The sequence below is a fragment of the Colwellia sp. BRX8-9 genome, from assembly GCF_014077245.1.
In the GTDB taxonomy this organism is placed as follows: domain Bacteria; phylum Pseudomonadota; class Gammaproteobacteria; order Enterobacterales; family Alteromonadaceae; genus Colwellia_A.
In genome coordinates this window covers 25,766-52,324 of record NZ_JACGVN010000004.1, presented here as the reverse complement: position 1 = coordinate 52,324, position 26,559 = coordinate 25,766, and the positions used below count along the sequence as shown (strand labels likewise).

Annotated in this window: 29 protein-coding genes; 28 read left to right on the top strand and 1 reads right to left on the bottom strand. The window is 38.9% G+C overall.

Features of this window, described 5'->3' with window-relative positions:
- Positions 1–133: 133 nt before the first annotated feature.
- The 24 genes from H4J70_RS04475 to H4J70_RS04360 all read left to right on the top strand — a co-directional run bounded on the left by H4J70_RS04475 (position 134) and on the right by H4J70_RS04360 (position 23,587).
- Positions 134–2,251 (top strand): flagellar hook-length control protein FliK, encoded by a 2,118-nt coding sequence (locus H4J70_RS04475; protein ID WP_182250688.1) that lies wholly within the window; start codon positions 134–136, stop codon positions 2,249–2,251.
- Between the two features lie 89 nt (positions 2,252–2,340).
- Entirely contained in the window at positions 2,341–2,889 is a 549-nt protein-coding gene (fliL, locus tag H4J70_RS04470; protein WP_182213519.1) for a flagellar basal body-associated protein FliL, read from the top strand.
- 43 nt (positions 2,890–2,932) lie between these two features.
- Positions 2,933–4,003: a flagellar motor switch protein FliM gene (fliM, locus tag H4J70_RS04465; protein WP_146799119.1), complete on the top strand. Its 1,071-nt coding sequence runs from the start codon at positions 2,933–2,935 to the stop codon at positions 4,001–4,003.
- A gap of 51 nt (positions 4,004–4,054) precedes the next feature.
- Positions 4,055–4,444: a flagellar motor switch protein FliN gene (gene fliN, locus H4J70_RS04460; protein ID WP_070374625.1), complete on the top strand. Its 390-nt coding sequence runs from the start codon at positions 4,055–4,057 to the stop codon at positions 4,442–4,444.
- Positions 4,445–4,449: 5 nt separating this feature from the next.
- On the top strand, positions 4,450–4,944 hold the full coding sequence (gene fliO, locus H4J70_RS04455; RefSeq protein WP_070374624.1) for a flagellar biosynthetic protein FliO: 495 nt from the start codon (positions 4,450–4,452) through the stop codon (positions 4,942–4,944).
- A 182-nt stretch (positions 4,945–5,126) separates the two neighbouring features.
- On the top strand, positions 5,127–5,807 hold the full coding sequence (gene fliP / locus H4J70_RS04450) for a flagellar type III secretion system pore protein FliP (RefSeq protein ID WP_259364650.1): 681 nt from the start codon (positions 5,127–5,129) through the stop codon (positions 5,805–5,807).
- A complete protein-coding gene (gene fliQ, locus H4J70_RS04445; protein WP_070374623.1) occupies positions 5,807–6,076 on the top strand; it encodes a flagellar biosynthesis protein FliQ in 270 nt (89 codons plus the stop codon). Before fliP ends, fliQ begins: the two co-directional genes overlap by 1 nt.
- Positions 6,076–6,858, top strand: coding sequence for a flagellar biosynthetic protein FliR (gene fliR / locus H4J70_RS04440; RefSeq protein WP_182213520.1), 783 nt, complete (start codon positions 6,076–6,078; stop codon positions 6,856–6,858). The genes fliQ and fliR overlap by 1 nt, the downstream gene beginning before the upstream one ends.
- Positions 6,858–7,988, top strand: a complete 1,131-nt coding sequence (gene flhB, locus H4J70_RS04435; protein ID WP_182213522.1) for a flagellar biosynthesis protein FlhB — start codon at positions 6,858–6,860, stop codon at positions 7,986–7,988. Before fliR ends, flhB begins: the two co-directional genes overlap by 1 nt.
- A gap of 128 nt (positions 7,989–8,116) precedes the next feature.
- The gene (gene flhA, locus H4J70_RS04430) at positions 8,117–10,219 is read left to right on the top strand and encodes a flagellar biosynthesis protein FlhA (protein ID WP_182213523.1); all 2,103 of its coding nucleotides are present in this window, start codon (positions 8,117–8,119) and stop codon (positions 10,217–10,219) included.
- 87 nt (positions 10,220–10,306) lie between these two features.
- Entirely contained in the window at positions 10,307–11,881 is a 1,575-nt protein-coding gene (gene flhF / locus H4J70_RS04425) for a flagellar biosynthesis protein FlhF (protein ID WP_182250687.1), read from the top strand.
- 113 nt (positions 11,882–11,994) lie between these two features.
- The gene (locus tag H4J70_RS04420) at positions 11,995–12,837 is read left to right on the top strand and encodes a MinD/ParA family protein (protein ID WP_182213525.1); all 843 of its coding nucleotides are present in this window, start codon (positions 11,995–11,997) and stop codon (positions 12,835–12,837) included.
- A gap of 74 nt (positions 12,838–12,911) precedes the next feature.
- A complete protein-coding gene (locus H4J70_RS04415; protein ID WP_070374618.1) occupies positions 12,912–13,631 on the top strand; it encodes an RNA polymerase sigma factor FliA in 720 nt (239 codons plus the stop codon).
- Positions 13,632–13,682: 51 nt separating this feature from the next.
- Positions 13,683–14,066, top strand: a complete 384-nt coding sequence (gene cheY, locus H4J70_RS04410; RefSeq protein WP_182176128.1) for a chemotaxis response regulator CheY — start codon at positions 13,683–13,685, stop codon at positions 14,064–14,066.
- A gap of 48 nt (positions 14,067–14,114) precedes the next feature.
- A complete protein-coding gene (locus tag H4J70_RS04405) occupies positions 14,115–14,858 on the top strand; it encodes a protein phosphatase CheZ (protein ID WP_182213526.1) in 744 nt (247 codons plus the stop codon).
- A 13-nt stretch (positions 14,859–14,871) separates the two neighbouring features.
- Complete coding sequence (locus tag H4J70_RS04400; protein ID WP_182244591.1) at positions 14,872–16,977, top strand: chemotaxis protein CheA; 2,106 nt, start codon at positions 14,872–14,874, stop codon at positions 16,975–16,977.
- 66 nt (positions 16,978–17,043) lie between these two features.
- Positions 17,044–18,216, top strand: a complete 1,173-nt coding sequence (locus H4J70_RS04395) for a chemotaxis response regulator protein-glutamate methylesterase (RefSeq protein WP_182250686.1) — start codon at positions 17,044–17,046, stop codon at positions 18,214–18,216.
- On the top strand, positions 18,209–18,955 hold the full coding sequence (locus tag H4J70_RS04390; RefSeq protein ID WP_182213531.1) for a flagellar motor protein: 747 nt from the start codon (positions 18,209–18,211) through the stop codon (positions 18,953–18,955). The genes H4J70_RS04395 and H4J70_RS04390 overlap by 8 nt, the downstream gene beginning before the upstream one ends.
- On the top strand, positions 18,952–19,929 hold the full coding sequence (locus H4J70_RS04385) for a flagellar motor protein MotB (protein WP_182213533.1): 978 nt from the start codon (positions 18,952–18,954) through the stop codon (positions 19,927–19,929). The genes H4J70_RS04390 and H4J70_RS04385 overlap by 4 nt, the downstream gene beginning before the upstream one ends.
- A gap of 26 nt (positions 19,930–19,955) precedes the next feature.
- Positions 19,956–20,729, top strand: a complete 774-nt coding sequence (locus tag H4J70_RS04380) for a ParA family protein (RefSeq protein WP_182176122.1) — start codon at positions 19,956–19,958, stop codon at positions 20,727–20,729.
- A 7-nt stretch (positions 20,730–20,736) separates the two neighbouring features.
- Positions 20,737–21,531: a chemotaxis protein CheW gene (locus H4J70_RS04375; protein ID WP_220465978.1), complete on the top strand. Its 795-nt coding sequence runs from the start codon at positions 20,737–20,739 to the stop codon at positions 21,529–21,531.
- Positions 21,532–21,622: 91 nt separating this feature from the next.
- Entirely contained in the window at positions 21,623–22,114 is a 492-nt protein-coding gene (locus tag H4J70_RS04370; protein WP_146799106.1) for a chemotaxis protein CheW, read from the top strand.
- Positions 22,115–22,189: 75 nt separating this feature from the next.
- Positions 22,190–22,660, top strand: a complete 471-nt coding sequence (locus tag H4J70_RS04365) for a DUF2802 domain-containing protein (protein ID WP_182230041.1) — start codon at positions 22,190–22,192, stop codon at positions 22,658–22,660.
- Positions 22,661–22,774: 114 nt separating this feature from the next.
- Entirely contained in the window at positions 22,775–23,587 is an 813-nt protein-coding gene (locus H4J70_RS04360) for a VacJ family lipoprotein (protein ID WP_310733495.1), read from the top strand.
- A 123-nt stretch (positions 23,588–23,710) separates the two neighbouring features.
- Here the strand turns inward: H4J70_RS04360 and H4J70_RS04355 are convergent, their stop codons facing one another.
- Positions 23,711–24,016 carry a DUF6170 family protein gene (locus H4J70_RS04355; protein ID WP_182213536.1) on the bottom strand — a complete coding sequence of 102 codons (306 nt, stop codon included), beginning with the start codon at positions 24,014–24,016 and terminating at the stop codon, positions 23,711–23,713.
- A 127-nt stretch (positions 24,017–24,143) separates the two neighbouring features.
- Here H4J70_RS04355 and ribE point away from each other — a divergent pair, with 127 nt between their 5' ends.
- The 4 genes from ribE to H4J70_RS04335 are packed head-to-tail and all read left to right on the top strand — an operon-like array spanning position 24,144 to position 26,542.
- Positions 24,144–24,608 carry a 6,7-dimethyl-8-ribityllumazine synthase gene (gene ribE / locus H4J70_RS04350; RefSeq protein WP_070374607.1) on the top strand — a complete coding sequence of 155 codons (465 nt, stop codon included), beginning with the start codon at positions 24,144–24,146 and terminating at the stop codon, positions 24,606–24,608.
- Positions 24,609–24,620: 12 nt separating this feature from the next.
- Positions 24,621–25,037, top strand: a complete 417-nt coding sequence (nusB, locus tag H4J70_RS04345; protein WP_070374606.1) for a transcription antitermination factor NusB — start codon at positions 24,621–24,623, stop codon at positions 25,035–25,037.
- Between the two features lie 44 nt (positions 25,038–25,081).
- Entirely contained in the window at positions 25,082–26,059 is a 978-nt protein-coding gene (gene thiL, locus H4J70_RS04340) for a thiamine-phosphate kinase (protein ID WP_182213538.1), read from the top strand.
- A gap of 15 nt (positions 26,060–26,074) precedes the next feature.
- Positions 26,075–26,542 carry a phosphatidylglycerophosphatase A gene (locus H4J70_RS04335; protein WP_182250685.1) on the top strand — a complete coding sequence of 156 codons (468 nt, stop codon included), beginning with the start codon at positions 26,075–26,077 and terminating at the stop codon, positions 26,540–26,542.
- Positions 26,543–26,559 lie beyond the last annotated feature (17 nt).

Sequence of the window (26,559 nt, the reverse complement as noted above, 5' to 3'; positions counted from 1 at the left end):
AGTGAATTAAATTGTAATTTCTAAGTGGAACAATACTTGCTTATTTAACTAATATAAAAAGTATTCGCAATAAACGACGTTGTCATCATTGTAAATATAGCTCAAATTTACCATTGAAATAAAAAGGTTTACTATGCCGCAAGTTACTCCATTAGCCATAGATATCTCGCCAAGTAAGGACTTTAGCCCTGTTCAGTCAGGAGCGATTAACACATCCAAAAATTCAACTAAAGATTTTGCACAAATGGTTGACCAGCATTATCAAAGTCAACAAAGCGGCAAAAAGCAACAGGCAAGTGGCAATAACATGAAACTTGCTAGCGAAATTAATGCTGAAAAGAAAGCACCCCAAGGAAAATATTCCACAACGGATGTGCAACCAAAAGAAAAGGAAATGGGCGGAGTTTCTGATGAGAAGGTTAATACAGAAATTAACCAAAGCGAAGCTTCAGAAAGATTGCCTTATGATGATACAGCGACTAGTGAAAAAAATGTTCGAGTAGAAAATAGCCAAGAAGAAACACCGGAACACAAAGCTAGCGGATTAATTAATCTTGATACTAATTCCACCGCACCTGAAAATACAGATAAAAGTACCGAGCAATTAATGTCATTGTTATCTGCGTCACAACAACTATTAAATGATACGGTGAAAAATGACGGTGCGATACCATCACAACTTAATGAAAAACCATCAATAGTTGTGGCTGGTAGTAATCAACAAGAAAAAACACAGTTAGCAGCAATGTTAAGGCAAGTGCTTGGTGGCAATAGCCAAGAAAATGTAGCGACCAGTGATAATACCCTAGCAAAAGATAGCCTTGCGCCAGAGTTAGCTAAATCATTAACCGTTCCAGTAACGGTTAACAGTGAAATGCCAGCAAAGAAAGTTGACCTAGCTAGCGAACCCAAAGTCGTTGCTGATAAAGTTGTGCAAGGGGAGGCTGAATTAGCCTTATCTTCATTATTGGAGAAAAAAACAAACAGTGAAGGACAAGATCCCTCGCTAAAAACAACGAATGTTAATGGCCAACTTTCCACGCAATCCGTTCCTCCTGCTCAAAGCGAAACGTCGTTAAAAGCAGAGCCGATTGTAGATAAAACCAATAATGTACCGAAACAGGCGCTGGCTTTAAGTGATCTTGAAGCGCTATTAGCGGATATGGAAAAAGCGCCCACGGATACTGAACTTGAACAAATTAAAGCTGCACTTATCGCCAATCAAGACAAAGCTATAATTCCTGATAAAAGTAATCAAAGTATCAGCAATAGTAAAGCGCCGGTCGATAAAGAGTTGGCCGGAGCGGTATTGCCTGTAACCCTTAAAAATGAAAGCTTGGATAACGAAATAGCAATTGATGCTGATAAGGTCAATACGGATAATGTTGTTTTTTCAAGCGTAGCTGTTCCAGGTGAAAAACAAGCTCAGGAAAATAATGCAAATAATAGTCGTGGGGTTAATCAGGTAAACCAGAAACCCCTTGAAACACAAAATTTAAATGCCGGTGAACAATTTAAAGAGCCAGCTAAAGATCAGTCGGCAGAGCAACAAAACCAAAAACAGGCACAAAGCTTAACTCAGCTTGATAAAGTGGCTAACAATGATGCTCAAGTCAAAGAAAAAGCTATTAATGAAATATTTGATAAGAAACAAGTCAGTACAAGTATTGAGAATACTCTTAATAGAGATATGCATCGAGCCAATAATGAAGTAACCAAATCTACGGCTTCTGCGGAGGAAATGATCACTAAATTAACCAGTGACCATGTGCAATCAACGGCCCAATCAGCAACAAATGCCAAGCAAGTGACAGCGTTACAAAATGAAGCCTTATCGGTATACCGTAAAGACTTTACTGGCGCATTGAATGATAAAGTCATGGTAATGATGAACCAAAAGCTTCAGCAGGTTGAAATTCGTCTTGACCCACAAGAATTAGGTAATGTGAACGTAAAAATAAATCTGCAAAATGAGCAGGCGGTTGTTAATTTTACTGTTCAAAATCAGCAGGCTAAAGAAGCGTTCGATCAAAATTTAGGGCGATTAAAAGAGATGCTTGCTGAAAGTGGCGTCAATGTCGGTGATGCGAATGTCGAACAGCAAAGTAAACAAAATAATAATGAAGAAGAACTCGGTGAAGGTCGCCAAGGTGGTGGTGACGGTAACGAGAATGAATTTTCAGATTTAAGTGATACTCAAACACTACATTTGGTTAAAGGTTCGTCAACTGGTATAGATTACTACGCATAAATGACAAAACTCATTGGCTCGCTGACCATTCAACGATATAGTTGACTGAAAGTAATTTTAACATTTAAATAGATAATAAAGGCTTGATGATGGCTGATGATAAAGGCGAAGGTAAAGAATTAGAATTAGACGGTAAAGGCAAAAGCAAAAAGATGATCATTATCATTGCTGCTGTTGTGATATTGGCTGTTGGCGGTGGAGCGGCTTATTTTTTTCTGGCTGGAGATGATGCTGTTTCTCAAGAGCAACTTGATGCTGAGCTAGACGGTGATAGTGCCAGTGAAGGCGAAGCCGTTGAAAGTGTTAGTGCCAGTACAGGCTCTGCGCTTTATGTACCTATGCCAAGACCTTTTCGCTTTAATGTTCCTGGCGCTGCCCGCGACAGATTTGTAGAAATCAGAGTGCAATTATTAGTACGTGGCTCTGATAATGAAGAAGCGGCAAAGAAGCATGTACCATTAATTGAAAGTACTTTACTAGCGACTTTTTCTCAATCAAATGCCGATGATTTAGCAACCAGTGCCGGAAAAACCTCATTGAAACAGAAATCTTTAATAGAAGTTCATAAAATTATGAAAGAAGTTGAAGGTAGCAATGTGGTTGAAAAAGTATTATTTACCGGTTTTGTAATGCAATAAGGCTATGCGATAAAACAATGCATTTAATTAAAGAGACTATTCAGTGAGTGATTTATTATCTCAAGACGAAATTGATGCGCTATTACACGGTGTTGATGACGTTGAAGAAGAGGAGCTAGTTGAAGACTTTGCCCGTGAAGCTGGCAGCACGTCTGACTATGACTTTTCATCACAAGATCGCATTGTTCGTGGCCGGATGCCAACACTGGAAATGGTTAACGAACGTTTTGCACGCCATATGCGTATCAGTTTATTTAATATGATGCGCCGCACTGCTGAAGTATCAATTAATGGTATTCAGATGATCAAGTTTGGCGAATATGTTCATACCTTATTCGTGCCAACAAGCTTAAATATGGTACGTTTTCGCCCATTAAAAGGCACCGCATTAATTACCATGGAAGCACGGCTGGTCTTTATTTTAGTCGATAATTTTTTTGGTGGCGATGGTCGCTATCATGCAAAAATTGAAGGTCGTGAATTTACGCCAACAGAGCGTCGTATTATTCAAATGCTGTTAAAGTTAATTTTTGAAGATTACAAAGAAGCTTGGTCACCCGTGATGGATGTCTCTTTTGAGTATTTAGATTCTGAAGTTAACCCGTCGATGGCCAATATTGTTAGTCCTACCGAAGTGGTAGTGATCAGCTCTTTTCATATTGAACTTGATGGTGGTGGTGGTGATTTTCACATTGCTTTGCCTTACTCAATGCTCGAACCTATCCGTGAGCTACTTGATGCCGGTGTACAGAGTGATAAAGAAGATACCGACATGCGATGGTCGAAAGCCCTACGCGATGAAATAATGGATGTTCCCGTTGAATTAACCACTAAATTTATCTCTGTAGACCTACCTTTACAAAAGATTATGGACTTAGAGAAGGGCGATATTATTCCTATTGAGATGCCAGAACATATTACGGTATTAATTGAAGGTTTACCGTCGTTTAGAGCAAAACTAGGCCGTAGTCGCGATAATGTTGCGATTAAAATATCTGAAAAAATTAAACGTCCTGAATCAGTGAAAAACGAATTAACGATATTAACTAAAGGAGGTAAGCGCCTAGATAGCGACGCTGAATTACATCTTTTAGAAGACGATTTCGATTATTAATAATTTTATTAAAGCAGCAGTAAACAAAAAAATAAATTTGAGGCCAATGGCATGAGTGATAAAGACGATGATTTAGGCATGTGGGATGAAGCGATGGATGAACAAGCCGAAGCTGCAGCCAAAGCCGAAACTGTTGAGTTAGAAGAGCTTGAAGAAGATGCACCAATAACGGGTGATGAAAAACGTAAACTGGATGCGATTTTAGATATTCCGGTGACTATTTCAATGGAAGTTGGACGTAGTCATATTAGCATTCGTAATTTATTACAGTTAAACCAAGGCTCTGTTGTTGAGCTTGACCGAGTTGCGGGTGAATCCCTCGATGTATTGGTCAATGGTACGTTAATCGCGCATGGTGAAGTTGTTGTGGTAAACGATAAGTTTGGTATTCGATTAACCGATGTTATTAGCCAAATTGAACGTATTAAAAAGTTGAAGTAATACTGATGCGTTTTTTACTTTTTAGCTTGTTAAGCTTACTTACTTTTTTGGGCCATGCTCAAGAAAGTATCGTCGCAACAACCGTCGTTGAAACAGACGACGCTCCCGTGATAGCGCAAACAGCACCGGCGACCGTTGAAGTAGGACGACATGTTATGGGTAATATTGATGCCGGTAGCATGATCGTTTCATTATTGGCGGTACTCGTTGCTATCGTTATTGTTGCTTGGCTATTAAAAAAGCTTCAAGTAGGGGGCACCTCAGTAAATGGTTTGAAAGTGGTGACTAGTTTAAATTTAGGCTCCAAAGAACGATTAGTGGTGGTGCAAGTGGGTAAAAAACAATTGTTACTCGGTGTTACCGGTCAACAAATTAATATACTTGATACGCTAGCCGAACCTATTGAAGTTAAAAGTGGTGTGCCGATAGAACTTAGCCAAACATTAGCACGCTTTAGCCGTAATTCTGCGAATAAAGCCAATAGTGAAAAATACTCATGAAAGACTCGATATTAAACGATGGTGCTAAAACGGCGCAATGTTCTGCTAACGCAATGGCAAAAAGAAATCCACTCGAAAATTTACTGATCCGTTTATTTTCTGTAAAAGGTTTTATTTTTTTATTTTTCCTCCTTGTTGCTTTTTTTGCCAGTCAAACGGTATTAGCCGCTGATGATTTGGGTATGTCGGCATTGAAGCTGACCACTAACCCTGACGGTTCACAAGAATATACGGTAACCCTGCAAATATTAATGTTTATGACCGCATTAGGCTTTATTCCTGCTGCGATTATTATGATGACCTCTTTTACCCGTATTGTCGTGATCATGGCCATTTTAAGACAAGCGATAGGATTACAACAAACACCGTCTAATCAGGTGGTTATAGGTTTAACGCTTTTTATGACCATGTTCATTATGACGCCTGTCTATAATGAAATAAATCAACGAGCGATTGAACCTTATTTAGCCGACCAAATGACATCAGTAGAAGCCATAGATAGTGCAAAAATTCCTTTAAGAGCGTTTATGCTTGAACAAACCAGAATTAAAGATCTACAAACCTTAGCCAATATGGCGGGTATTGTTGAAGTTGATCAACCAACTGATTTACCGATGACCGTGATTATTCCTGCCTTTATTATTAGCGAGTTAAAAACGGCTTTTCAAATAGGTTTTATGCTCTTTATTCCTTTTTTGATTATTGATTTAGTCGTTGCTAGTATTTTAATGGCAATGGGTATGATGATGCTATCGCCGATGATCGTTTCTTTGCCCTTTAAGCTAATGTTATTTGTGCTGGTAGATGGTTGGAACTTGGTGATAGGCACTATCGCAACGAGTTATGGCATGGGGAGTATTTAATGAATCCAGAAGTTTTTGTCGACATACTCAGTGATGCACTATTTTTAGTGATTGTTTTGGTGTCTGCGATTATTATTCCGGGTTTGTGTGTCGGCTTAATCGTTGCTGTATTTCAAGCGGCAACATCGATTAATGAACAAACATTAAGCTTTTTACCTCGATTAATCGTGACACTTTTAGCCCTTATCTTTGGAGGGCATTGGTTAGTACAAAAACTCATGGATTTTACTATCCGACTGATTGCAAGTATACCCAGTGTGGTGAGCTAGTGGAATTCACCGAGTCAGTTGTGATGCAATATATTGCTGACTTTATTTTACCTTTCGCGCGCATTTCTGCGCTTATTATGGCAATGATTGGCTTTGGTTCTAAAATCATTCCAGGTAAAGTTAAAATTTTTCTGTGCCTAACATTAACGGTCGCCGTTATGCCGGCAATCCCGCCAACACAAGTTGGCAGCCTGATTTCTTTTGAAACAGCGCTGCTTATGTTTGAACAAATGGTTATTGGTGTTGCGCTTGGCCTAGTTACCGTTATGGTACTTAATACTTTTACCTTAGCGGGTCAAATTATTGCTATGCAAACGGGCTTAGGTTTTGCTTCACTCGTTGACCCGGTTAGTGGCATGAATGTTCCTGCTGTTGGCCAATTTTTCTTGATTCTATCTACCCTGATGTTTTGGGCAATGGACGGACATTTAGCCTATATACAATTTATTGTTGCCAGTTTTGAAACCTTGCCCATCGGGGAGTACAAGTTTACGGCCGATAAATTTAAAGAAGTGGTTGAATGGGGCGAGTGGATGTTTGTTACCGCGTTATCGTTAGCATTAGCGCCGCTAACGGCTATGTTATTGATTAACTTTTCTTTTGGAGTTATGACGCGAGCAGCCCCGCAATTAAATATTTTTGCGATAGGTTTTCCGGTAACTATGTGTGCTGGTTTGTTAATTATGTGGTTAACTATGGGTAACTTTTTTACGCATTATGAATTGCAATGGCAACGTGCACTCGACTTTAGCTGTTACCTCATTAATTGTAAGGCAAACTAATGGCTGATGCAGGTAGCGGTGAAAAAACAGAAGAACCTACGGCTAAGAAAATTGCTGATGCGAGAAAAAAAGGTCAAATAGCACGTTCAAAAGATTTAGGCACTATGTTTGTGTTGGTGGGGAGTGCTGTTGCAATAATGCTGGTTGGCGGTATGTTAACTGAAAGCTTAGCCGGAATTATGAAACGGTCATTTAGCTTGAGCCGTGAAGAAGTCATGGACATTCATGCGTTATACAATGTGCTTAGGGGCTCGGTAGGCACGTTAGTTGCTCCAATGTTGTGGATATTCTCTATTATTATCGTCGCCGCTTTTATTGGCAATACTATGTTGGGAGGGATGAGTTTTTCTTCTGAGGCTATGGCGCCAAAGGCTAGTAAATTGTCACCTTTAGCCGGTTTAAAGCGTATGTTTGGCATAAAAGCTTTAGTCGAGTTATTCAAGTCGTTAATGAAGTTTTTTGTGGTTTTTATTGTCGCGTATCTGTTGTTGAGTAGTTTGTTTCCAGAAATATTAGGTCTTAGTTTGGAGCTGATCCCACTGAGTTTAGAGCACTCGGTAACTTTATTACAATGGATGTTTTTAGCATTAGCCTTATCGGTAGGTATTATTGCTGCGATTGATGCGCCCTATCAAACTTGGGATCACAACCGTCAGTTAAAAATGACTAAGCAAGAAATTAAAGACGAAATGAAAAATTCTGAGGGTAGTCCTGAAATCAAAGGTCGTATTCGTCGTACTCAATATGAAATGTCGCAGCGTAAAATGATGCAAGAAGTGCCAGACTCTGATGTGGTTATCACCAATCCGACGCATTATGCGGTTGCGTTGAAATATGATGTCACCGCCGGTGGTGCGCCAATGTTAGTGGCAAAAGGTATTGATGAAATGGCGATGCATATTCGTACTATCGCTAAAGAAAATAATGTTGAAATTATTGCTTCTCCGGCATTAGCACGGTCTTTATATTATAGCGCAGACGCCAATCAAGAAATCCCAGAAGAGCTCTTCGCTGCGGTTGCTCAAGTGTTAGCTTTTATTTTTCAACTTAACGAACATAAAAAAGGTAAAGCCAAAAGGCCGACACCGATTGCAAAAAACCTTCCTATCCCCGATGAGTTCAAATATTAATACTCTTTATAATCATTAGGTTAAGTGTTTTGTTGTCGATTTATCCATCACTCTAATTATATTTAATCGACGTTGGTCTACTTATTGCTATTTCATGGTATGCGTCAAAAAAATATCATAAGAGTAATATGCAGTTAATTACTTCATTTAAAGAGTTCAAAAAAAGTAAAATAAACCTATTTTCTGGTTTAGGTACGCCAATATTAATTATGGCGGCGCTTGGAATGGTTATTTTACCTATGCCGGCATTTTTACTCGATATACTTTTTTCTTTTAATATTGCCTTATCTTTGGTGGTATTACTGATCACCGTTTATACCTTAAAGCCTCTTGAATTTGGCTCTTTTCCTGCCGTACTGTTAATTGCCACTATTTTACGTTTAGCACTAAATGTCGCGAGTACACGAGTGGTGCTACTTGAAGGCCATGAAGGGCCTGATGCTGCGGGTAAAGTTATTGAAGCCTTTGGCTCTGTGGTTATTGGTGGTAACTATGCGGTTGGTTTAGTGGTTTTTGTTATATTAATCATTATTAACTTTGTGGTTGTTACTAAAGGTGCTGGGCGTATTGCTGAAGTAACCGCGCGTTTTACCCTCGATGCTATGCCCGGTAAGCAAATGGCAATCGATGCTGATTTGAATGCTGGCTTTATTACCGCTGACCAAGCAAGAGAAAGACGTATCGAAGTCACCAGTGAAGCTGATTTTTATGGCTCAATGGATGGTGCCAGTAAGTTTGTTAAAGGTGATGCGGTTGCCGGCATATTAATTTTATTGATTAATATTATCGGTGGACTCGTTATCGGTATGGTACAACACGATTTAAGCTTTGACAGAGCGGTTGAAATATACACCTTATTAACGATTGGAGACGGCCTAGTAGCGCAAATTCCAGGTCTACTTTTATCGGTAGGTACGGCGATTGTTGTTACGCGACAAAATACCTCTCAGGACATGGGCGAGCAAGTCAGCAGCCAATTAGGTCAAGAACGTTCTTTGTATATTGCTGCCGCCGTTATGTTTGTCATGGGTGTTATTCCGGGCATGCCACACTTTGCATTTTTATTCTTTGCTTTTATGATCGCTGGAACCGCCTTTTTAAGTGGAAAGTACAAAATTGCCAAAGAAAAACAATTAGCGGATAAATCAGATGCTGAACAGGTTGAAACCCAGCAACAAGAAGCAGAAGTAAAAGACTTAGGTTGGGACGATGTTAACCATGTTGACATTATCGGCTTAGAAATTGGTTATCGCCTAATACCTCTAGTAGATAAATCTCAAGGTGGGGAACTCCTTAACCGTATTAAAGGTGTTCGTAAAAAACTATCCCAAGAGTTTGGCTTTCTAGTGCCGGCGGTACATATTCGCGATAATCTTGATTTAGACCCTAATGTTTATCAAATATCATTAATGGGCGTGACTATCGGTGAAGCTGAAATTAGACACGATCATGAATTAGCGATAAATCCAGGGCAAGTGTTTGGCAAACTTGACGGCGTGGCAACAATCGATCCTGCTTTTGGACTAGAAGCAGTATGGATAAAACCAGCACAACGCGAACATGCTCAGTCTTTAGGCTATACCGTGGTTGACGCATCGACTGTCCTTGCCACTCATTTAAGTCAAATACTAACAAATAACGCGGCACAGTTACTTGGTCATGAAGAAGTACAAAACCTTCTTGATATGCTAGGCAAAAATTATCCTAAATTAATTGAAGGGTTCATCCCTGATGTTTTATCACTGGGTACTTTGGTTAAAGTACTACAAAACCTAATGAATGAAGGTGTTGCTGTTCGTGATATGCGCAGTATTATTCAAACGTTAGTTGAGTATGGTCCTAAGTCCCAAGACCCTGAAATTTTAACCGCCGCTGTTCGTATTACCTTGCGTAAATTCATTGTTCAAGAGTTAGTGGGACCCGTGACTGAGGTACCTGTCATAACTTTGGCGCCAGAGTTGGAACAGATGTTGCACCAGTCTATGCAAATGGCTGGCGACGATGGTGCTGGCATTGAACCAGGTTTAGCAGAACGGTTACAGAAATCATTAGCTGATGGTGCTCAACAACAAGAAATGGCGGGTGATACGCCAATATTGTTAACCTCAGGGATTTTAAGAGCGGTACTGGCTAAATTTGTTAAATATACTATTCCAGGCTTGCGGGTGATTTCATACCAAGAAATTCCTGATGATAAGCAGATAAAAATAGTAAGCGCCATAGGTCAATAATTACGATATCAGTAATGAGCAGCAGAAAATATTTGCGGTTAAATGAATAAGTCATTAACAGCGATTGCAGTTGATAAGGGGTTAGTTTTGAAAATTAAACGTTTTGTAGCAAAAGATATGAGAAGTGCGCTGACACAAATCAAAGACGAGCTAGGTGCTGACGCTGTGATTATGTCAAATAAACGCGTACCTGAAGGCGTTGAATTAATGGCTGCGGTTGACAACAACGTCGAAATTAAGGCAACACAACCCGCAATGCAAAATTCTCCTAAAATCAACTCAACAGCGCAAGCAACAAACAGTTTTGACCGTTCGATTGACAATGATGTGGTCAATATTAGACAAAATAATCCTTTGACCAGTCCTAGTGTTTCGCACAACTCTACAGCAGAAGATACTCGCTTACCTTCAGACAGTTTAGCGGCTTTATTAAGCCGTCAAGTTCAGCAAGCACCTGCAAATATTGGTCAAGGTATTAATCAAGCTCAGCATGATAAAATCGTCCAGGCAGCCGCTAAGCTAAATAACCCTAGTAACTCAGCGCAAGTTTCAACGCCAACACCGTCAAGCAATATTGAGCAGCAATTTAAAAGCTTCACCGACCGTTTAGAGCAAAATAGCCAAGAACAAGGTGATGAACAATCAAGCGACTCATATCAACAGCCGGTGATGAACCAAGCACAGTCTTTAGTAAGCGATGGCTTACCGCCACAAAATGTAAATAACGCCGACTTAGAGAAAATGAAACACGAAATGTCTTCTATTCGTGAATTACTAGAACATCAAATTTCGGGGTTAATGTGGCAGGATATGGCGCAAAAAGATCCCGCTCGTGCGATGTTGGTTAATCGACTAATGTCTTTGGGTATGAGCGAACAAGTTTCAGATCAAATTGCAGGTTATATTCCAGCACAAAAAAATGACCAAGATACTTGGTTATTAGCGAAGAAATTTATCAGCCAACAAATTAATACCACTAATAATGACATTATTCATCGTGGTGGCGTGGTTTCATTAGTGGGACCTACCGGCGTAGGTAAAACAACTACCGTAGCTAAACTCGCGGCGCGGTTTGCTCAGATTCATGGCGCAGACCAAGTGGTGATGATCTCAACAGATAACTACCGTATTGCTGGATTTGAACAATTAGCCACTTACGGCCGAATTATTGGTTGTGATGTAAAGCTTGCTGGTGATGCAAAAACCTTAGATACATTGTTGCAACAGTTCTCCAAAAAGAAACTGATACTTATTGATACTGCAGGTATGGGGCAACGTGATATGCGTTTAGCTAAACACCTAACTACTTTAGTTTCTAATGCAAGGGTCAGAATTCGCAACTATTTAGTGTTAGCTGCTAATACTCAACAACGAGTTATGCAAGAAAATGTTGATCGCTTTAAAAAAGTACCTTTAGCTGGCTGTATTTATACTAAACTTGATGAAAGCCTTAGCATAGGAGAAATAATTTCCACTTCGATTCAAAACGGTTTAGCGATAGGCTACTTAACGGATGGACAAAGAGTTCCTGAAGATATTAAAGTTGCAAATGCTGAAAAACTCGTTACGCTAGCAGATAAAATGAGCGCGAAAAATCAAATTAATAATCCAATAAATTGGCGAACAGCACCGATGAGTGCTAATACAGCTGTATTTCCATAACTTGTTCTAAATATGTGAATTTTGAAGCTATAAAAATATGCAGATTAAATGATTATAGGGTTATACTAAATTAAATTGATAGCTATTCGTAAGAAAGTAGAGAAATACGATAAATGAATGATCAAGCAAGTGGCTTAAGAAAAATGCAAAATTCAGCTCCGGTAAAAGTCATTGCTGTCTCTGGCGGTAAAGGCGGAGTAGGTAAAACTAACGTTTCGCTTAATACCGCTATTGCACTTGGACAATTAGGACAACGAGTTTTAGTTTTAGATGCCGATTTAGGCTTGGCTAATGTCGATGTTATGCTAGGTTTGCGGGTAAAACGTAACTTATCACATGTGCTTTCTGGCGAGTGTGAATTAGACGATATAATTATTGAAGGTCCCGCTGGTATTAATATCATTCCTGCTACGTCAGGTTCACAATCTATGGTCGATTTAACGCCTGCTGAACATGCGGGTTTAATTCGCGCTTTTAGTGATATGAACACAAAATTTGATGTACTTATTGTTGACACTGCCGCCGGTATTTCCGACATGGTACTAAGCTTTTGCCGTGCCTCACAAGATGTGATGTTAGTGGTCTGTGATGAACCTACATCTATTACTGATTGCTACGCCTTAATGAAATTATTAAGTCGAGATCATGGTGTATTTAAATTTAAAGTTGTTGCCAACATGGTGAGAACGCCAAGAGAAGGACAACAACTCTTTGGTAAGCTTTCTAAAGTTACCGATCGATTTTTAGATGTTGCACTTGAACTCGTTGCTGTCATTCCATTTGACGAAAATATAAGAAATTCCGTTAGAAAACAAAAAGCAATTGTTGAAGCTTATCCACAATCGCCTGCAGCGGTTGCTTTTAAATCTTTAGCAGGTAATTTAATTAAATGGCCGGTGCCTAAACAAGCGTCAGGTCATTTAGAGTTTTTTATTGAACAATTGTTAGAACATTAATAACAATAGTAATCAGATATGAGTACTTTGTTGAAAGTTCTATATCTTTCCTATAATTTAGCGAGTGAGCGATAGTGGTAAAACCAAATGCTTACAGTATTCAAACTGATAAATCTGCTATAATTTCGCAGCATACAGTTTTAGTGAAAAGAATCGCTTATCACCTATTAGCAAGGTTGCCTGCGAGCGTGCAGGTTGATGACCTTATTCAGTCAGGCATGATAGGCCTGCTTGAAGCGTCTAATAATTTTGATCACGGCAAAGGTGCAAGTTTTGAAACCTTTGCTGGTATTCGTATCCGTGGTGCTATGCTTGATGAAATACGCCGTGGTGACTGGACTCCCCGCTCTGTTCATAAAAATAGCCGCATGGTCAGTGAAGCGATAAAATTGCTTGAAGCAAGTTTAGGTCGTGATGTAACTGATATTGAAGTTGCTGAAAAACTTGATATTTCGTTAAATGACTACCATCATATTCTAAGTGAGGTCAGTACCGGTAAAATAATTGGTATTGAAGACTTAAGTACGGGGGCAGATGCTATATCGAATATGGAAGATGTGAATAATAACGATCCCTATGATAATTTTGAAAAAATAGTTTTTAAAAAATCGTTAACAGCATGCATTTCCACTTTACCCGAACGCGAAGCTCTAGTACTGTCACTATATTACGACGAAGAATTAAATCTTCGAGAGATTGGTCAAGTGCTTGATGTAAGTGAGTCGCGTGTTAGCCAAATTCACAGTCAAGCGATGCATAGGTTAAAAGGACGTATGCAATCTTGGCAAAGTTGAGTAGAATATACATATAATCACAATTTTAAAATGTTCTCACCGGAGGGTGCCTTGGATAAAAATATGAAAGTTCTTGTTGTTGATGATTTTTCAACGATGAGACGTATCGTCAAAAACTTGTTACGAGATTTAGGTTTCACTAACATTTCAGAAGCAGATGACGGTAGCACTGCTTTACCGATGTTAAAAGAAGGCTCTTTTGACTTTGTTGTAACTGATTGGAATATGCCAGGTATGCAAGGTATTGATTTGCTCAAAGCCATCCGTGCCGATGCGAAGTTATCACATATCCCAGTATTGCTGATTACTGCTGAAGCAAAGAAAGAACAAATTGTGATGGCGGCTCAAGCGGGTGTTAATGGCTATATTGTAAAACCATTTACCGCAGCGACGTTAAACGCCAAGTTAGATAAAATATTTCAACGCTTAGGTTAATTCCTTAATTAGATAGATAATTAATTAATCTAAACGTGAGGTTTTTGCATGAGTGCGAATACAAATGTGCATGTTTCTTTGGAAGAAGCAAAGCTACTGGTCGAATATTTAGAAAGTGGTCAACAAGACAAGGCAGATGAATTAATTGCTGAAATTCAAAATCCAATTAATTCTGAATTGTTTGCTGAAATAGGCAAGCTGACTCGCCAACTACATGACTCATTAAATAATTTTCAATTAGATTCCAGGTTAAATGATTTAGCGACAGCAGATATCCCCGATGCTCAAGAACGTCTAAACTACGTTATAACGCGAACGGAAGAAGCCGCTAATAAAACCATGGATGCTGTTGAATCTATTTTCCCCGTTGTGGATACGATACAAAAGCAAATAAAGGCTGTTAATCCGTTATGGCAAAAATTAATGCATAACAAATTGGAATTAACCGAATTTAAAAGTTTATGTGTTGATATAGATTTATTATTAAAAACGACAGATAGAGAATCAGTGCGTATGCATGATTTAATGACTGATGTTTTGATGGCGCAAGATTTTCAAGATTTAACCGGACAAGTTATTCGTAAAGTTATTGATCTAGTTCGTGAAGTAGAGGATAGCTTGATTGGTATGCTAACCGCTTTTGGTATTACGACAGATAGTAATGCAGAGCGAAGTAAACCTAAAGTAGGTGATAACTTAGTTGAAGGCCCGATCGTTAATGCAGCACAACGTGATGATGTTGTCGCTGACCAAGATGATGTTGATGACCTTTTATCAAGTTTAGGATTTTAATAGGAGTTGCTGGATGTCATTTGAGCAAGATGAAGAGATTCTTCAGGATTTTTTAATAGAAGCTGGAGAAATACTTGAAACGCTTTCGGAACAACTCGTAGAACTTGAAAACGACCCCGATAATGCCGAATTATTAAATGCTATTTTTAGAGGTTTTCACACCGTTAAAGGTGGGGCCGGATTTTTAGCATTACATAATTTAGTTGACGTATGTCATGGCGCGGAAAATATTTTCGATCTGTTACGTACCAACCAACGTAGTGTTAGTGCAAGCCTAATGGACGTTATTTTACAAGCGCTTGATGTTGTAAATGAAATGTTTGTACAAGTTCAAAACGGCGAGAAACTTGATAAAGCTGATGCTCAATTACTTGCAGAATTGCATCGTTTAAGCCAACCAGAAGGCAAAGAGCAAGCGCCTGCGCCAGTCGTTGTTGAAGCAGTAGCTACTCATGAAAGCGAAAGTTCTTCTAGCGATGAAATGTCAGAAGATGAATTTGAACGACTTCTCGACGAACTCCATGGTGGTGGCTCAGCTTCTACGCCAGCCCCAGCACCTGAAGCAACAGCAACGTCTTCAGACAGCAATGATATTTCAGATGACGAATTTGAATCCTTACTCGATGAACTTCACGGTCAAGGTGCTTTTTCGCCTGAAGTTGCTGCTAATAATTCAAGTAAACCATCTTCATCGAATAACAGTTCATCAGATGAAATAAGTGACGATGACTTTGAAGCTTTATTAGACGAATTACATGGTCAAGGTCAAGCGCCGAAATTATCTGTTACTCCAGCACCTAGCGCACCAACACCAGCACCAACACCTGTTGCTCAAACACCAGCCGCGAAGCCAGCACCTGTAGCTCCTGCAGCTAAACCTGTCGCTAAAGCGCCAGTGCCAGAAAAAGCACCCGCTAAAGCAATGCAGGGTGAAACAACTGTTAGGGTTGACACTAAACGTCTTGATCAAATTATGAATATGGTTGGTGAGCTTGTTTTAGTGAGAAATCGCTTAACAAGTTTGGGCTTAACCAAAGAGGATGAAGATTTAACGAAAGCTGTTTCTAACCTTGATGCGGTAACGACTGATTTGCAAGGTGCGGTAATGAAAACCCGTATGCAGCCAATCAAGAAAGTCTTTGGACGATTTCCTCGAGTTGTTCGAGATTTAGCGCGCAGTTTAGACAAAGAAATTAAATTAGTGCTCAAAGGTGAAGAAACCGATCTAGATAAAAACCTTGTTGAGGCACTCGCTGATCCATTAGTGCATTTAGTGAGAAACTCTGTAGATCACGGTATAGAAATGCCTGATAAGCGCGAAGCATTGGGGAAACCAAGAGAAGGTGTCGTGGTGCTTTCTGCTTCTCAAGAGGGTGACCATATATTATTAACCATCAAAGATGATGGTGCAGGCATGAATGCAGAAAAGCTCAAAGAAATCGCGATTACTCGTGGTGTTCTTGACGCTGACTCTGCGGCTAGAATGACAGATAAAGAAGCCTTTAGTTTAATTTTTGCTCCAGGGTTCTCTACCAAGACTGAAATTTCAGAAGTTTCAGGCCGTGGTGTTGGCATGGATGTAGTCAAGACTAAGATCACCCAGTTAAACGGTACGGTAAGTATAGATTCTGAAATGGGCGTAGGTACAATCTTAGAGATTAAAGTACCGTTAACGTTAGCTATTTTACCGACATTAATGGTTATTGTTGGTAAGCAAACATTTGCTTTACCACTTGCTGGCGTGAATGAAATATTTCATCTTGATTTAACCACCACCAACGTTGTTGATGGACAATTAACCATTATTGTTCGTAAAAAGGCGATTCCACTCTTCTACTTAGATAAGTGGTTAGTACGTGATTTTGTTGAGAAGCCAAGAGAAAAAGGTCATGTGGTTATTGTTCAATTGGGCAATCAGCAAATTGGCTTTGTGGTCGACAGTCTAATTGGTCAAGAAGAGGTGGTGATAAAGCCACTCGACCGTCTATTACACGGCACACCAGGTATGGCCGGCGCAACAATTACCAGCGATGGTGGTATAGCGTTAATTATCGATGTGCCTAATATGCTGAAGTTTTACGCAAAAAAATCTGTTGTTAATAAAAAATTACGCTCTTAACGTATAATAAAGCCCTATTAAATTTTATTAGGGCTTTTTCATTCATAATAACAAATGAGATAATAAATGCCCTATAAGGTGTTGGTTGTTGATGACTCGAGTTTCTTTAGACGTCGAGTTACCGATATTTTAAATAAAGATCCGAACCTTACTGTTATTGATGTTGCTGTAAATGGTAAAGATGCTGTTGAAAAGGCTGTATCATTAAAGCCTGATGTGATCACCATGGATATAGAAATGCCATTGCTTAATGGTATTGAAGCTGTGAAACAAATAATGGCGAAAGCGCCAACATCAATCTTAATGTTTTCATCGCTCACTCATCAAGGTGCTAATGCGACCCTCGAGGCCTTAGAAGCCGGAGCACTTGATTTTCTCCCGAAAAAATTTAGTGAAATAGCCAAAACAACTGATGATGCAGGTAGTTTGCTGCGTCAACGAGTGGTTCAATTAGCGAAGACTAACGGTTTATTGAAAAGAAAATTGGCAGTAAAAGCTCACGCGTCACGAATTAGCCTATCTTCAACGGCCACTAATCCGGTGAGTAAACCCATAAATAAATTCGACATTCAATCGAGAACTCCGCTGCGAACAACTAAAACTGAACCGAGTCAAAGCGAAAGTATTCGCAGTCAGGTTGTTAAAAGAAGCTCAGGTAAAAGTTACCAACTACTTGCTATAGGTACATCAACGGGGGGACCAATTGCCTTACAAAAAATATTAACGCAATTGCCACAAAATTTTCCGCTACCCATTATTTTAATACAGCATATGCCCGCTGCTTTTACTTTTGCTTTTGCCAATCGTTTAAATACCTTGTGCAATATTAATGTTAAGGAAGCAGCAGATGGGGATATTTTAAAACCTGGTTGTGCTTACCTAGCGCCTGGTGGCAGGCAAATGATTATTGACGGTACGCCAAAATTAGCCAAGTTAAAAATTATAGAAGATAAGTCTGAAAAAATTGCTTTTAAACCAAGTGTTGATGTGAGTTTTGGCTCAGCAGCTAAGGTATTTGGTGGCTCAGTATTGGGTGTTGTATTGACCGGTATGGGCTCTGATGGCCGAGAAGGTGCTCGCATGTTAAAAGGTAAAGGGGCGACAATATGGGCACAAGACGAAGCTTCTTGTGTGGTTTATGGTATGCCGCAAGCCGTTACCGTTGCAGGTATTTCTGTTTTATCTTTAGCATTAGAAGATATCAGCCAAAGTATTATCAAGGAAGTGGACCATGGATAAGTTAACCATTGCCGGTCTTTTTGTCGCAATTACGGCCATATATTTAGGTTTTATTCTCGATGGAGGCTCCCTCGCTGCGTTATTTGAGTTACCTGCCTTTATCATTGTCTTTGGCGGTACTTTAGGGGCTGTAATGTTACAGTCATCTTCAGCGCAATTTTTTCATGCGTTGTCTTTATTAAAGTGGATATTTTATCCACCCAAGTATGATATTGACCAAGGTATTGATTCGATAGTTTCTTGGTCTGAAAAAGCACGAGAATCTGGATATTTATCACTGGAAAATATTGCCGAAGAAGAACAAGATTTTTATACTAATAAAGCGCTTAACTTATTAGTTGATGGTATAGAAGTAGACAACTTGCGTATCTCATTAGAATTAGATTTAGATCTTTATCGCGAGCATAATTTGCGCTCTGCTCATGTTTTTGAGTCTATGGGCGGTTACAGTCCTACCATAGGTATTTTAGGAGCGGTACTTGGCCTCATTCATGCGATGAGTAACCTTACCGATCCCACTTTACTTGGACAAGGCATTGCAACGGCTTTTATTGCGACTATTTACGGCGTTGGTTTTGCCAATTTAATATACCTACCCGTTGCTAATAAAATAAAGGCTATTATTCACCAGCAAACCATGTACCGAGAAATGATTGCTGAAGGCCTTATTTCTATTGCATTAGCAGAAAATCCACATGCCATTGAAAATAAGTTGTCGGCCTTTCGGTTAGAGCAATGAACCACTTAAGGAAACGTCGACATTCAGTCGAAAATGATAATGTCGACAGATGGTTAGTTTCATACGCCGATTATATGACCTTGCTCTTTGCGTTATTTGTTGTTTTATATGCAATGGCAATGGTTGATGAAGAGCCCTATGAAACCGCGACAGAATCGATAGGTAAAGTTTTTCAAGCCAATAATAAACTACCTAAAAATCGGGGGCATGGTGACGATATCCTCGATGTTAACAGCTCAAAAACTAATAAGCGCTTGTATGGTAATGGCATTTTAGATGTCGCTGGCCCTGAACTTTTTGACGGAGAGAAAACACTTTCTAATGTTTCTGACAGTCAGGTAGGCACTAATCTAACGTCACTAGAAAAAGAATTACATACCGCCTTGTATGAATTAATCGAATCAGGTTATGCGCAACTGCAGATTGATGGTGATTGGTTAGAAATAGAATTAAACAGTGGTATGCTTTTCCCCAGCGGCTCATCATCAGCAACCAACAATGCAACAACAATACTTGCGGTTATTTATGATGTAATTGGTTCATCCAGCAATTTTATTCGCATAAGAGGCTATACTGATAACCAACCGATTAATACTGAGATATTTTCTTCAAATTGGGAATTATCAGTTTTTAGAGCAACGGCTATTTTACGAGTGCTTGAAGACTTATCCCTTGATCCTGCTCGTATGGCTATTGAGGGTTATGGGCAATATTATCCACGAGAAGACAATAAAACAGCACAAGGCCGCGCGCAAAACCGTCGTGTTGTTATCGCTATATCAAAATATGGTTTAGAAAAGTCAAATTTACTTGCGACCCCTACCATCAGCATTAAAGACGTCGAAGCCATAAAGCAGATAGATAATGGTGATGATGAGGATAATGAAATACGTATCATAAGACTTGATAATGGTGGCATTAGAATTACAACACGAGAAGATGATAACCCCTCTTCTGAGCAGAACAATAATTAGCACAACGAAATAAGTAGGTTAGCAACTTGGTAGTATGGACCGTAGCAAATCAAAAAGGTGGCGTTGGTAAAACCACAACAACAATCTCCTTAGGTGGCTTATTAGCTGAGCAGGGCTATAAAGTGTTGTTGGTAGATACTGATCCCCATGCTTCTTTGAGTTATTATTTTGGTATCGAATCTGAAGATCTTGAGTTAAGTGTTTACGATTTATTTGTTCAAGTTTCAACGAAAGAACAAATAATGCAAAGTTTATGTCCAACGAAATACGACAATATAGATATACTCCCGGCAACTATGGGCTTAGCTACTTTAGACCGTTCACTCGGTAATAAAGGTGGTATGGGCTTAGTGTTGAAAAAAGCGATGATAAAAATAGCCGATGAATATGATTATGTCTTAATTGATTGTCCACCGATTTTAGGTGTGCTGATGGTGAATGCTTTGGCGGCATCGCAACGTATTATTGTGCCAGTGCAGACTGAGTTCTTGGCCTTGAAAGGCTTAGACCGCATGATGAAAACAATGGATATTATGCAAGTTGAGCAAGATAAGCCGTTTAAATATACCATAGTGCCGACTATGTTTGATAAACGTACTAAAGCATCATTACTGACCTATAGAAAGTTACAAGAGCTATACGATGATAGTGTTTGGGCCGGTGTTATACCGGTAGATACTAATTTTAGAAATGCCAGTTATGCAATGCAGGTACCTTCAGATTACGCACCGTTAACACGTGGTGTTAGTGCATATAAAAAACTACTAAGCAGTTTATTAGAACTGCAAAAATTAGGTTAATTGTCCAATGGCAAAGTCACTCGCTGCAAGTAAGAAACTAATGCAGAATTATTTATCAGAATTGTTGACTGAAGATCAGCAAGAATCGGACCTGCCAATTATTTCTGTAAAAGCAAAATATCAGCAACCGTTAGAAAAACTTTTACAAAAAGTTGATATTACTGAACGTATTGCCGACCCAATAGATGAACCTGTTTATACTGTAAAAAGCTCAGTAAAAAATGAACGACCTAAAATAGTTGAAGAAAAAATTCAGGACAAAGTCGAAGAAAAAACGCAATTGACTCTTGATGAACCGCTTAAGACAAGAAAAAGTGATCAGCCATTAATTGTTCATCAGAGTAAAAATTATCGAAAGGGTAGTTTTCAAGCGATGTTCTTTAATGTTGCGGGTTTAACGATTGCAGTGCCGTTGATTGAATTGGGTGGCATACATAACGAAGACAAGACAACGAGTCTAATGGGTAAGCCTAAATGGTTTACTGGTGTTATGTTACATCGAGATGAAAAAATTAATGTAGTGAATACCGCTTTATGGGTAATGCCAGAAAAATGTGACGAAGCGTTAATAAATTCGCTAAACTATCAATATATTGTCATGCTAGGTAATAGTCATTGGGGATTATCGGCTGAAACATTAGTCGATACAGTGACGTTAGAGCAAGAAGATGTAAAATGGTTAGACCTACCGAACAAACGACCTTGGTTAGCCGGTTTAGTCAAAGAACGTATGTGTGCACTGCTTGATGTCGAGTCTTTGATTAAGTTACTTGACGCAGGCGCAAATATTAACCAAGATTAATGGCTAGATCTCCAGATAGTATTATACTATGTACACTAGACGAATAATCAAACAGATTGATTTTCAATAAGATATTTAAGAGGCAGGCTGTATGGCTGATGATAGACGTAATGCAAATGAAAACGTAGACAACGATGAAGTGTTGCAATGGGTAACCTTTAAGCTTGATAGTGAAACCTACGGTATTAATGTAATGCAAGTGCAAGAAGTCTTGCGCTATAGTGAAATTGCACCGGTGCCAGGAGCACCTACATATGTATTAGGTATCATTAATCTGCGAGGGAACGTTGTTACTGTCATTGATACCAGACAACGCTTTGGGCTTAAACCTGCGGATATTTCTGATAATACTCGTATTGTTATCATTGAAGCCGAAAAACAAGTTATTGGTATCTTGGTAGATAGTGTCGCTGAAGTTGTTTACTTAAAAAATTCTGAGATAGATGATGCTCCGAATGTTGGTAATGACGATAGTGCACGATTCATTCAAGGTGTTTCAAACAGAGAAGGTGAGTTATTGATTTTAGTCGACCTAAATCAGTTACTTTCTGACGACGAATGGGATGAACTTAAACAGTTCTAGGCTGTTTACTGAGTCTCTTTAAATAAAGCCTGGCTTATCAGGCTTTATCTAGTTGTAATGGTTTAAGAAGCGTTTATGTTTATTATCTCGCCACTTTTGATTTTAGTTAGCAGTTTTGTGCTTTTTATAGTGCTAATGGGTTATATTTATCGCCAAAAAACTTATTTTCATCGAACTAATAAAGTGCTGAAAACACAACTTGAAACGCAAGAGTTGTTTATAAATGAGCTACAATCGTCGCAAAATAGCGTAAATAAACAATTGCTTGAGTTTAATAATAAGCTTGAAAGTCTGCAGTTAGAAAACGAGCAAGTCAGTAAACAACTTGAACATCGTATTAAAATACTGCAACAAGAGAGTGGGCTTCAAAAGCAATTAATAGATCAATTTCAAAATCAGCAACCGCAAGATAAACTCTATTCACGTGCTTTTAAACTCGTTGAGTTAGGCGCAGAGATCGATGAGGTCGTTCGAGAATGTGACATCCCACTTGCTGAAGCTGAGATGTTAATATCTGTCCACAGAAATAAAACATCGCCTTCTTAAAACCAGTCATTTTATGGTTTTTCCGCAGATAAATAGTTAAAGCTTTTATGTTGCATTGCATTTTTGCGTGGTAAACTGCGTCATTATTTTTTTACTCAATATCAAGGACGCTAAGTGAAAGTAGCCGCTATATTTTCTTATTTGTTCAATAATCCAACAAAAAAAATTGTTGTCATTCTACTGGCATTAGTTATTTCTGCCTGTTCATCAACACCTGCTGAAAATAGTGCTAGTGTTTCAGATCCTAAAGATCCATTAGAATCAATTAACCGACCGTTTTGGACTTTTACCTGGGATTATGCAGACAAATATGTGCTTAAACCGACAGCCCAAGCGTATGTTGAATATATGCCAACAGACTTTAGGTCCGGGATACATAATGTTGCCTTAAACCTAAACGAACCATCAACGGTTATAAATAACCTGCTGCAAGGAAAGTTTAGTGAAGCGGGTAAAAGTACGGGGCGTTTTATCCTTAACTCTACTATTGGCATATTTGGATTTTTTGACCCAGCAAGTGACTTCGAGTGGATCAGAGCACAAGAAGAGTTTGGTGAAGTCTTAGGCTCATATGGTGTTGGAGATGGACCTTATCTAGTTATACCGGCTCTTGGGCCAAGCTCAGTTCGTGAAGAAGTGGGTGACTATGTTGATAAATACTACTGGCCATTAGCGATTATTGATTTTTGGCCTAACTTACTTCGCCAAGCCGTACTCGGGCTTGAACAACGAGCTGCGCTTGTTGATCAAGAGCAAATTATTAATGAATCTATTGATTCATACGAATTTGTAAAAAATGCTTACTTTCAAAATATGGAATTTAAAGTTTATGATGGTAACCCGCCCATCGTGATTGATGAAGACAGTGAAGACGAAATTAATGCCTTTTTAGAAGAACTCGATAACATGGCAGACGTTGATCAATAAACTTGCTTTGCAGAGTGAAGCTTAAAATACTTCAAGCTTCACTCATTTTTACAAAACTATTAATTAAAAAAAAGGCTGTGGTGTTAATGTAAATCGCGGTTTTTTTGATGTGATAATTAAAGATTAAGCTAATTTATTATACTGCTTGATCGCAACACTGAGATATTTACGGGTAAAAATTAACGATACTGGCCGAAGTAAAATAAAATACACGGCTAGAAAACTAAACAAAGATACCACAAAGAGCAGCCCATCTAATTGTGCCATAAATATAAAAGGTGGCACCAACATGATTAACTTCAAAATATTTAATACGAACTTCTCTGGTGCGGTCAATTTAGCGGCAGCGAGTGTTAAAATCTGCTGTCTTTGCCCAAGCGTATAGCTTTCGAGTTCGGGAAGTTTATTTGTTGAAAATATAAAAGCCATAGGTATCGTATTTTTAGTGAGTAATAGCAGTATTCTACAGTATTTTTACACTTAATTAAGCAAACAAGTACCGAATTGTCTCTGGGTTTGGTAGAATTGCGGCAAATTTTTTGTGAGTGAAATATAAATGAATATCATTGAAGCTAATTTTGACGCAGCAGGTAAAAAGTTTGCCATCGTTGTTTCACGTTTTAACAGTTTTGTAGTTGAAAATTTATTAGAAGGTGCAGTTGATGCACTTAAACGCCATGGCAATGTTGCAGATAACGACATTACTATTGTTCGTGTTCCTGGCGCATATGAATTACCCCTTGCTGCTAAGCGTATTGCAAGTAAAGGCGAGTTCGATGGCATTATAGCTATTGGCGCCGTTATTCGTGGCGGAACTCCACATTTTGATTTTGTTGCGGGCGAATGTAATAAAGGCTTAGCGCAAGTTTCAATGGAATACACTATTCCTGTTGCTTTTGGTGTCATTACAACCGATACCGTTGAGCAAGCAATAGATCGTGCCGGACTTAAAGCAGGTAATAAAGGCGCAGAAGCGGCTTTAAGTGCTTTAGAAATGGTTAATGTTTTAGATAAAATATAAGCGGGAATTTTTGTGAAACCAACTCCTAGAAGGAAAGCTCGTGAGTTAGCTGTTCAAGCTATTTACTCATGGCAGCTTAGCCAAAACTCAGTAACTGATATCGAAGTTAACTTTTTAACTGATAACAGTGCGCGCCGTTTTGATATTCCATATTTTCAACAATTACTCCACGGTGTAACCAAATCAGTTGGTTCTATCGATGAAGCTATTTCTCCACATGTTGACCGTCCTTTAAACGACGTTGACCCAGTAGAAAAAGCTATTTTACGTGTCGCCATTTATGAATTGAAAGATTGTAAAGATGTGCCATACCGAGTTGTTATTAATGAAGCTATCGAATTAGCAAAATCTTTTGCTGCTGACGATAGTCATAAATTTGTTAATGGTGTTCTTGATAAAGCCGTTAAACTGATTCGTCCAGAAGAATAATTTGCGTTCATTTTCTCAAAGCAAAGCAAAGGATTGGTTGTTGTATGAAAGAATTTGAAGTCATTCGACGTTATTTTACTGAACAGGTAGTGAAGCGCAAAGACGTTTATTTAGGTATTGGTGACGATTGTGCACTGGTTACTCCGGGTGAACGCCAACACATTGCAGTAACGACAGATACCTTAGTGGCAGGTGTTCATTTTCCTTTAAATACATCGCCACGTGCTATTGGTCATAAATCGATAGCTGTTAATTTGTCTGATCTTGCCGCTATGGGGGCAGAGCCTAGTTGGGTTTCTTTAGCACTCACGCTTCCTGAAATTGATGAAAATTGGATCAATGAATTTTGCCTTGGTGTTTTTGACCTTTGTGAATTTTATAATGTCCAGCTTATTGGTGGTGATACGACGCAAGGACCATTGAGTATAACCATTACAGCGCAAGGACAAATTCCTTTTGGACAACATATTTCCCGTTCAGGTGCTAAAGCCGGAGAATGGTTATATGTTACCGGTGAGATAGGTGCAGCGAACCTCGCTTTACAACATATCCAAGGTAAAGTGAAAGTAGCAGCTAAATATCAGCAAGAAATACAAAAACGCTTAGACTTTCCAAAAGCAAGGGTTTTGGCTGGACAAGCTTTACGTAAATATGCGACTTCTGCTATAGATTTATCTGATGGTTTAGTCGCAGACCTAGCTCATATCTGTAATGCTTCTGGTGTTGGTGCTAATATTGTTCTTGATGCTTTACCACTTTCTGCCGCATTAAGTGATACTGTTGGTATAGACGCAGCGTACGATATAGCTTTAGAAGGTGGCGATGATTACGAGCTTTTATTTAGTGTTACTGAAGATAACCGCGTAGGCATGGAAACAGCCTTAGCTAACTCAGGCAATAAGATCACCTGTATTGGCCAATTGAATGGTTCAGGAAAAATTACCACGACATTAAATAAAAAAGCGGTAAATATTAAGGTTCAGAGCTATGAACATTTCTCTGATACTCCTTCTACTAAATAATGTAAGTTAAATGTAATGAGTAAATCTACCGAGAACTTTCGTATAACTAACCCCATCCATTTTCTTGCTTTAGGGTTTGGTAGTGGTTTATTACCTAAAGCACCAGGTACTTATGGCACGCTTGCGGCCATTCCTTTGTACCTGCTGTTAGCGCCTACTTCAGTCAGTACTTATTTAGCTATTGTTATTATCATGAGCATTGCCGGTATCTATATTTGTGGAAAAGCCGCAGAAGATGCAGGTGTACCTGATCATGGCGCAATTGTCTGGGATGAAATTGTTGGTTTTTTAATCACTATGTTTCTTGTTCCTTTGACATGGCAAAGTATTGTTGTTGGTTTTATCTTATTTAGAATTTTTGATATTTTTAAACCTTGGCCTATTTCCTATGTAGATAAAAATTTACATGGCGGTCTAGGTATTATGGTTGATGATATTCTTGCGGGCTTAGCATCACTGGCTTGCATGCACCTTATCTTTTAATCCATAGCACAGAACGT

Bases quoted from the DNA above. Each gene is read 5' to 3' on its own strand.
- H4J70_RS04475 (WP_182250688.1), top strand. From the start codon at position 134: ATGCCGCAAGTTACTCCATTAGCCATAGATATCTCGCCAAGTAAGGAC.
- fliL (WP_182213519.1), top strand. From the start codon at position 2,341: ATGGCTGATGATAAAGGCGAAGGTAAAGAATTAGAATTAGACGGTAAA.
- fliN (WP_070374625.1), top strand. From the start codon at position 4,055: ATGAGTGATAAAGACGATGATTTAGGCATGTGGGATGAAGCGATGGAT.
- fliO (WP_070374624.1), top strand. From the start codon at position 4,450: ATGCGTTTTTTACTTTTTAGCTTGTTAAGCTTACTTACTTTTTTGGGC.
- fliP (WP_259364650.1), top strand. From the start codon at position 5,127: ATGTCGGCATTGAAGCTGACCACTAACCCTGACGGTTCACAAGAATAT.
- fliQ (WP_070374623.1), top strand. From the start codon at position 5,807: ATGAATCCAGAAGTTTTTGTCGACATACTCAGTGATGCACTATTTTTA.
- flhB (WP_182213522.1), top strand. From the start codon at position 6,858: ATGGCTGATGCAGGTAGCGGTGAAAAAACAGAAGAACCTACGGCTAAG.
- flhA (WP_182213523.1), top strand. From the start codon at position 8,117: ATGCAGTTAATTACTTCATTTAAAGAGTTCAAAAAAAGTAAAATAAAC.
- H4J70_RS04420 (WP_182213525.1), top strand. From the start codon at position 11,995: ATGAATGATCAAGCAAGTGGCTTAAGAAAAATGCAAAATTCAGCTCCG.
- H4J70_RS04405 (WP_182213526.1), top strand. From the start codon at position 14,115: ATGAGTGCGAATACAAATGTGCATGTTTCTTTGGAAGAAGCAAAGCTA.
- H4J70_RS04400 (WP_182244591.1), top strand. From the start codon at position 14,872: ATGTCATTTGAGCAAGATGAAGAGATTCTTCAGGATTTTTTAATAGAA.
- H4J70_RS04395 (WP_182250686.1), top strand. From the start codon at position 17,044: ATGCCCTATAAGGTGTTGGTTGTTGATGACTCGAGTTTCTTTAGACGT.
- H4J70_RS04390 (WP_182213531.1), top strand. From the start codon at position 18,209: ATGGATAAGTTAACCATTGCCGGTCTTTTTGTCGCAATTACGGCCATA.
- H4J70_RS04385 (WP_182213533.1), top strand. From the start codon at position 18,952: ATGAACCACTTAAGGAAACGTCGACATTCAGTCGAAAATGATAATGTC.
- H4J70_RS04375 (WP_220465978.1), top strand. From the start codon at position 20,737: ATGGCAAAGTCACTCGCTGCAAGTAAGAAACTAATGCAGAATTATTTA.
- H4J70_RS04370 (WP_146799106.1), top strand. From the start codon at position 21,623: ATGGCTGATGATAGACGTAATGCAAATGAAAACGTAGACAACGATGAA.
- H4J70_RS04365 (WP_182230041.1), top strand. From the start codon at position 22,190: ATGTTTATTATCTCGCCACTTTTGATTTTAGTTAGCAGTTTTGTGCTT.
- H4J70_RS04355 (WP_182213536.1), bottom strand. From the start codon at position 24,016: ATGGCTTTTATATTTTCAACAAATAAACTTCCCGAACTCGAAAGCTAT.
- ribE (WP_070374607.1), top strand. From the start codon at position 24,144: ATGAATATCATTGAAGCTAATTTTGACGCAGCAGGTAAAAAGTTTGCC.
- thiL (WP_182213538.1), top strand. From the start codon at position 25,082: ATGAAAGAATTTGAAGTCATTCGACGTTATTTTACTGAACAGGTAGTG.
- H4J70_RS04335 (WP_182250685.1), top strand. From the start codon at position 26,075: ATGAGTAAATCTACCGAGAACTTTCGTATAACTAACCCCATCCATTTT.